Source organism: Micromonospora sp. CPCC 206060 (genome assembly GCF_036906895.1).
Taxonomy (GTDB): Bacteria; Actinomycetota; Actinomycetes; order Mycobacteriales; family Micromonosporaceae; genus Micromonospora.
In genome coordinates this window covers 26,473-32,472 of record NZ_JBAKHU010000060.1, presented here as the reverse complement: position 1 = coordinate 32,472, position 6,000 = coordinate 26,473, and the positions used below count along the sequence as shown (strand labels likewise).

At 67.0% G+C, this 6,000-nt stretch carries 8 protein-coding genes; 6 read left to right on the top strand and 2 right to left on the bottom strand.

The features are described 5' to 3' along the window. Positions 1–76 precede the first annotated feature (76 nt). The 4 genes from V6U90_RS26630 to V6U90_RS26615 are packed head-to-tail and all read left to right on the top strand — an operon-like array spanning position 77 to position 3,875. The gene (locus tag V6U90_RS26630; RefSeq protein ID WP_334442197.1) at positions 77–1,705 is read left to right on the top strand and encodes a serine/threonine-protein kinase; all 1,629 of its coding nucleotides are present in this window, start codon (positions 77–79) and stop codon (positions 1,703–1,705) included. Beyond that, complete coding sequence (locus tag V6U90_RS26625; protein ID WP_334442191.1) at positions 1,702–2,856, top strand: hypothetical protein; 1,155 nt, start codon at positions 1,702–1,704, stop codon at positions 2,854–2,856. Before V6U90_RS26630 ends, V6U90_RS26625 begins: the two co-directional genes overlap by 4 nt. Continuing rightward, entirely contained in the window at positions 2,843–3,355 is a 513-nt protein-coding gene (locus tag V6U90_RS26620; protein ID WP_334442189.1) for a hypothetical protein, read from the top strand. Before V6U90_RS26625 ends, V6U90_RS26620 begins: the two co-directional genes overlap by 14 nt. A 49-nt stretch (positions 3,356–3,404) precedes the next feature. After that, entirely contained in the window at positions 3,405–3,875 is a 471-nt protein-coding gene (locus V6U90_RS26615) for an SRPBCC family protein (protein WP_334442186.1), read from the top strand. Between the two features lie 90 nt (positions 3,876–3,965). Here V6U90_RS26615 and V6U90_RS26610 read toward each other — a convergent pair whose 3' ends face one another. Both V6U90_RS26610 and V6U90_RS26605 read right to left on the bottom strand, forming a co-directional pair. Continuing rightward, positions 3,966–4,169 carry a DUF397 domain-containing protein gene (locus tag V6U90_RS26610; RefSeq protein WP_334442183.1) on the bottom strand — a complete coding sequence of 68 codons (204 nt, stop codon included), beginning with the start codon at positions 4,167–4,169 and terminating at the stop codon, positions 3,966–3,968. Continuing rightward, a complete protein-coding gene (locus V6U90_RS26605) occupies positions 4,162–5,049 on the bottom strand; it encodes a helix-turn-helix domain-containing protein (protein WP_334442180.1) in 888 nt (295 codons plus the stop codon). Before V6U90_RS26605 ends, V6U90_RS26610 begins: the two co-directional genes overlap by 8 nt. A gap of 314 nt (positions 5,050–5,363) precedes the next feature. Between V6U90_RS26605 and V6U90_RS26600 the strand changes: the two genes are divergently transcribed. Both V6U90_RS26600 and V6U90_RS26595 read left to right on the top strand, forming a co-directional pair. Further along, positions 5,364–5,666 (top strand): DivIVA domain-containing protein, encoded by a 303-nt coding sequence (locus tag V6U90_RS26600; protein WP_334442176.1) that lies wholly within the window; start codon positions 5,364–5,366, stop codon positions 5,664–5,666. Next, on the top strand, positions 5,666–5,929 hold the full coding sequence (locus tag V6U90_RS26595) for a hypothetical protein (RefSeq protein ID WP_334442174.1): 264 nt from the start codon (positions 5,666–5,668) through the stop codon (positions 5,927–5,929). The genes V6U90_RS26600 and V6U90_RS26595 overlap by 1 nt, the downstream gene beginning before the upstream one ends. The last annotated feature ends 71 nt before the right edge of the window (positions 5,930–6,000 follow it).

Genomic DNA, 6,000 nt, shown 5'->3' with positions numbered 1-6,000 from the left:
CACCGAACTCGTCGCCGGCTGTCCCTGGCTACCCACCGGCGCAGCGACCACCTGACCAGTCACGGCGCAGGAACGCATCGCCGACCGGTACGAACTGACGTATCCGGTCGGGCGGGGCGGGATGGGCGAGGTGTGGGCCGGCTTCGACCGGAAACTTGACCGGCCGGTGGCCATCAAGTTCCTCCGGCAGGCCGACATGTCTGCCAGTGAGCGGGAGAACGCGGTCGAACGCTTCATGCGGGAGGCTCGGGTCACCGCGCGGCTCGACCATGCCGGCGTACCGGCCGTCCATGACGTGGGTTTCCACGGCCGGGACATCTACCTCGTCATGCAGCTCGTGCCCGGTCTGGTGCTGGCCGATCTGATCGCCGAACGCGGCTGGCTCTCCGTACCCTGGGCTGCGGCGATCGGCGCGCAGATCTGTTCGGTACTCGCCGCCGCACACGCGGCCTCGCTGGTGCACCGTGACCTCAAGCCGCAGAACGTGATGGTCACTCCGGCCGGTACCGTCAAGGTGCTCGACTTCGGGGTGGCCGCTCTGCTCGGACCGGCGAGCGGCCCCCGGCTCACCGCCACGAACGAGTCGATCGGTACGCCCACCTACATGGCACCGGAGCAGGCACTGAACCGGAGCGTCGGCCCCCGTGCCGACCTGTACGCCCTGGGGTGTCTGCTCTTCGAGACGCTGACCGGTGCGCCGCCGTATCACTCGGACACTCCGCTCGGCATGCTGCACCGGCACCTGAACGATCCGGTCCCGGTCGTTGCCGAGCACCGTCCGGGAGTGCCCGAAGCCCTGGCACACCTGGTGGCGTTGCTGCTCGCCAAGGATCCGCAGGATCGCCCGGAGTCCGCCGCCGAGGTCTACGACCTGCTGGTGCCGTTCGCGTCGGTGGCGATCGGATTCGTCGACGATCCGGCGGCCACCACGGCCGGCGGCCAGTCGATCGACCCGACGATGCCCTACCGGTACCCGTTCGGGCCACTGCCCCAGGCCACCGTCCCCGCGCCGACGAAAGTTGATGTGTCACCACGCCACGCGGCGCAGCAACCGGCGGACGAGGTGCCGTCGTTTGAGGAGTTGGCGGAGATCCAGGACCAGGCTCGCGGGCTCGCCGAGGAGGAACGCTTCACCCAGGCAGCCGAGGCGTTGGAGACCGTGCTGCGCAGGGCCGTCAAGGCGTACGGCGTCCAGCGGCCCCAGATCCTTGACCTGCGACTGGATCTCGCCAACTTCTACGTGCTCGCCGGTGCGTACCGGCAGGCGCTGCCCGAGTTCACCCGGCTGGCACATGATCTCGCCCAGCGGCCGAGCGTCGATCAGGAGTTGGTCTGGCATTGCCGGCAGCAGGCAGCGAGCTGCCAGGCAGAGCTGGGTGAGGCGGCCGAGGCGCTGGCGGCGCTACGCGCGCTGCTCGTGGAGGAGCAGCAGGTCCTCCCGGCCGACGCGCCGGAGATGTTCGGGCTCCGGCACCAGATTGCCACGCTGACCGCCGCCGTCGGCGATGTTGCAGCGGCCCGCGATCAGCTCGGTGCACTGCTCGAAGACGTGCGGCGATCCTACGGGCCGCACTCGCCGGAGGCAGCGGATATCGAGGCTCTGCTCGCACATCTCGGACGGCTCGATGACGGTAGATCGCGTACCAGTGGGGAAGGCTGGGCGGCTGATGACGGAGATGGCACCTTGGGAAGGTATCGAACGTGAATGACCTGCAAGACACGTTGAAGCAGTGCGTGGAGCGGGTGGGGCGACTTCGGCAGCAGCACCAGCGCGTCAATGAGCAGAACACAAAGGTTGTGCTCATCGAACCCGTCATCGCCGCGCTCGGGTGGGACATCGCCGACCTCGGCGAGGTACACCGGGAGTACCGGCGGCGAGGTAGGGACAACCCGGTGGACTACGGACTGCTTCTCCTGCGTACGCCTCGACTCTTCATCGAGGCCAAAGGGCTTGGCGAGAACCTGGATGATCCGCGCTGGGCCAACCAGACGATCAGCTACGCGGCCGTAGCAGGCGTCGAGTGGGTGGCGTTGACTGATGGTGCCGAGTGGCGGGTCTACAACGCCCACGCCCCCGTGCCCATCGAACAAAAGTTGTTCCGTGCGGCCCGCTTGGAACAGGATATCGATGCTGCCGTCGCATTGTTGTCCCTCTTGAGCAAGGACAACATGCGCGAAAACCGCATCGAGGAGCTGTGGAAGGGCTTCTTCGTCGACCGTCAGGTCCACGACGAACTGCTGGAACTCTTCGGCGATGGTGAACCGGCGCACGAGTTGGTCAACCTGTTGGCCCGTCGGCTGTCCAAACTTGGTCGTGACGAGATCCGGTCAAGCCTCGTCCGCGCCAGGGCCACCTTCGATTTCCCATCGGCCACCGTTTCTCCTGGAACGCTGGTCACGGTAAGCCAACCTCGGCCATCGATGCCCGCGGCGAGCCCGGCCTTTCTCACCGATGAGAGCAGGATCCCGTCGGTCGAACCTGGGAATTCCGGTAGGTCGAACAGGAAAAAAGTCACCTACGAGGAGCGACGGCTTCGGTTGGGTGATCTGATGGCTGCGGGAAGACTGCGACCTGGCGCGACGCTCTATGCCCGATATCTCGGTCGGCAGTATTCGGCAGAGCTTCTTGCGGACGGGGCCATTCGTTATGCCGGATCATCATATTCGTCGCTGTCTGCGGCTGGCGAAGCCGTCAAAATTCTGGTGCACGGTGCTGGAATCACTCCGTCTCGTAAAGCGACCGATGGGCTTGACTTCTGGAGTGCTGAGGATGCGCTGACAGGGGAGGTTGTCACGTTGAAGGAGATCCGGCGGCGCGTCGCAACGTCGAGTGAGTGTGACCATGCCGGTCGATGACGACTACACCTTGAAGTCTGTGGAAGCCTCCCGGATGGGGAAGGCGGCGGAGCATCTGGTGGCGGCGTTCTGCATTCTGGCGACGCGCGGGCTGCTTAACGTCTCGACGTCGCTCGTCGACGATGAGGGCGTCGACCTGGTCTTCCATCGTCGTGACTCGACGGCCACGCTGGCCGTCCAGGTCAAGGCGCGTATGTCGGACAGTAAGCGGGTCCAGTCGGAAGGCTTCGTGGCCTTCGTGCGGGAGCAGACCTTCACGCCCCGGCACAATCTCGATCTGCTGTTCGTCGCGGTTGATGTCAGCCGAGGATTGGTCATGAAAGCCTGGCTCGTGCCCAGTCTGGACTACGCGGCCACCCTGGGCGAGCCGAGCAGCAGGGGACGTTACCGGTTCGCGGCTTCGATGAAGGATGGTGCCAAGGATCGCTGGCGACCGTACCGGTTGGAGGCAACCGAGTTGCCAAAAGCGGTGCTGAACCGGCTCGACTCGTTGGCCTGACGATTAGGAGTGTCCCACATCCGGGAAATCCGACCCGTAGGGTCGTCATATGCGTTCCACACGTGTCTCCCAGCACGTCAGGGCTCCGCGCTCGGTCGTCTACCGGGCGCTGCTCGATCCGGATGCGCTCGCGAAGTGGCGGGTACCGGCCGGGATGAGCAGCCACGTTCACGAGTTCGATGCCCGCGAGGGCGGCTTCTTCCGCGTTTCGCTCACCTACGACGTGCCGGACGGCTCCGGCAAGTCGGCGCCGCACAGCGACACGTACCACGGCCACTTCCGCGAACTCGTGCCGGACGAGCAGGTGGTCGAGGTCCTTGAGTTCGAGACCGAGGATCCCGCGCTGCGCGGCAGCATGACGATGACCACCACGCTTGCCGACGCGGCCGGTGGCACCGATGTCGTCATCGTGCACGACGGCATTCCCGACGGCATCGCGCCCGCCGACAACGAGACCGGTACGCGGATGGCGCTGGAGAACCTCGCCCGTCTCGTCGAGGCGGACGAGTCTCGCCGGTAGTCCAGGCTCGCCGGTCGACCGGCGAAAGCGGCAGTCACGGCGAACGCCTCCGGCGGAAGGACCGGAGGCGTTCGCGGGTCGTGCGGGGGATCAGTGCGTGAGGGTGCCCTGCCTGGTAGCGGTGACGAAGGCCGTCCAGGCGGTTGGGTCGAAGGTCAGCGCCGGGCCGTTGGGGTCCTTGCTGTCCCGGAGCCCGACGACACCGGGCAGGTTGTCGGCGACCTCGACGCAGTCGCCGCCGTTGCCGCCGCTGCGGGTGCTCTTGCGCCAGTGCGCGCCGGTCAGGTCAGTCATGTCGCATCTCCCCAGCGATCCGTTTGATCATGTCTTTCGATTCTCCCTCATCAAGGGCCAGCGACTCTATGCCTCGCCAGGTGGTTTCATACGCGCTCAGCTCCTCCGGCTTGTCGAGATAGATAGCTCCGGTGAGCGCTTCGCTGTAGACCACCGAGGGTTCCGGTGCTGCCCGGCCCCTGGGCGGGGGAAAGTCCAGGATTACGAACGACCCGGCCACCGCCCTCGGCGGCGGCCCGGCAGCGAATGGCAGCACCCGCAGGGACACATTCGGCAGATCGCTCATTTCAAGCAACCTTCGGAACTGGCTCGACATCACATCCGGTCCGGTGGCCGCCCGACGTAGCACGGCTTCGGAGAGGATCTGATCCACCCGGGGAGGTCCAGGCAGCCGTCGGGTCAGCAGCGACTGCCGCTGCAACCTGACCGCGACTGCCCGTTCCCGCTCCTCCTCACTGGCTGTCGGCTGGTCCAGTCGGTAGATGGCCTGGGCGTACTGCTTCGTCTGGAGCAGCCCCGGGATCAGGGATTCGTCGTAGCGGCGCAGGTGGGCGGCGGCGGATTCCAGGCCGACGTAGAGTTCGAACCAGGTCGGGATGGCGTCGCCGTAGGCGTGCCACCAGCCGTGTGACTTGGTCTCAGCGGCGAGCCCGCGCATCGCCTCGGCCATCCTGGTCGGCACGTCGTACAGCTCGCACATGGCCTTGACGTCGATCACCCGCACCGGGGCCATGCCGCACTCGATGCGCCAGATTTTCTGCCGGCTGTACTCAAGCTCCTCGGCGGCGGCGTCGAGGGTGATGTTGGCTTCGGTGCGGAAGCGTCGCAGCAGCCGGCCGAGCTGTCGTCGCGGCACGGTCGAGCCGATGTCCTCTGCCAATTTTCGGCCTCCAGTTCCATCGTGGAACACCTTCGGCGTTGCGTGGTAAAACGCGAAGAGATTCCGGTAAAGTAGCTCGATTTCCCGTTAACGATTCTTCGCCGGAATTGTTGTGGCTTCCCGCCAAAGTGTCACAGGATGACTACCGGTTCGGTGTTTGGCCTGGTCAAGCGGTTGGCGCCGGACCGGGTCTGGCCCTGCTGCCGTACCGCTGACCGGAGCTGCGGTGGCAGGTGCCGGGGGTGGGCGTGCCCGTTCGCGGCGGACGGGCGGGTCCACCCCCATCCATTCGACCGGTGCGGAGAGGGGACGACATGCCGGCACCTGACGATCGGTGGAGCGCGGCGGGGGAGCGGCGCGGCGGCACCGTCTACACCCGACCGGAGCTGCTCGGCCCGCGCCAGATCCGCAACGCGCGGTTCGCCGAGAGCCGGTTCGGCCGTCGGGGGCTGGACCCCGGCGAGGTCCGCCGGTTCCTGGCCCGCGTCGCCGCCGAGGTCGCCGACCTCCAGGCCGAGGTGACCCGGGTACGCGAGGAGTCGCACCGGATCAAAGAAGCCATGCGAGGGTGGCAGTCCCGCCACGCGGCCCGGGTCAACGAGCGCGGCTACCGCTGATGGGTGGCGCTTCCGAGCGGTACGTCATCCACCTGCCGGTGACCGCGTCGGACCTGGCCGGTGCGCTGCGGCTGGCCCGGGTGCTGGCCCGCTGGGCGCAGGTCCTGCCGCAGACCGACCCGGGGGAGAGCACCGTCTCCGCCGAGGACGCGCAGGGCGTACGGTATCGGGTCTTCTGTGACCGGCGACTGCCCGGCGCCGGCCGGCGGTGCGTGCTGCGCGACGGCCACGACGGCCCCTGTACCCGCCGGCTCCGCCGCTGAGCCCACCGCGCCAGCTCAGTCGGAAAACCAGCGCAAAGCCATGTGGAACTTCCACGAGCAGGTTCGATATC

Excerpts from the sequence above, each read along its gene's own strand:
- V6U90_RS26620 (WP_334442189.1), top strand. The coding sequence starts at position 2,843 with ATGCCGGTCGATGACGACTACACCTTGAAGTCTGTGGAAGCCTCCCGG.
- V6U90_RS26615 (WP_334442186.1), top strand. The coding sequence starts at position 3,405 with ATGCGTTCCACACGTGTCTCCCAGCACGTCAGGGCTCCGCGCTCGGTC.
- V6U90_RS26610 (WP_334442183.1), bottom strand. The coding sequence starts at position 4,169 with ATGACTGACCTGACCGGCGCGCACTGGCGCAAGAGCACCCGCAGCGGC.
- V6U90_RS26600 (WP_334442176.1), top strand. The coding sequence starts at position 5,364 with ATGCCGGCACCTGACGATCGGTGGAGCGCGGCGGGGGAGCGGCGCGGC.
- V6U90_RS26595 (WP_334442174.1), top strand. The coding sequence starts at position 5,666 with ATGGGTGGCGCTTCCGAGCGGTACGTCATCCACCTGCCGGTGACCGCG.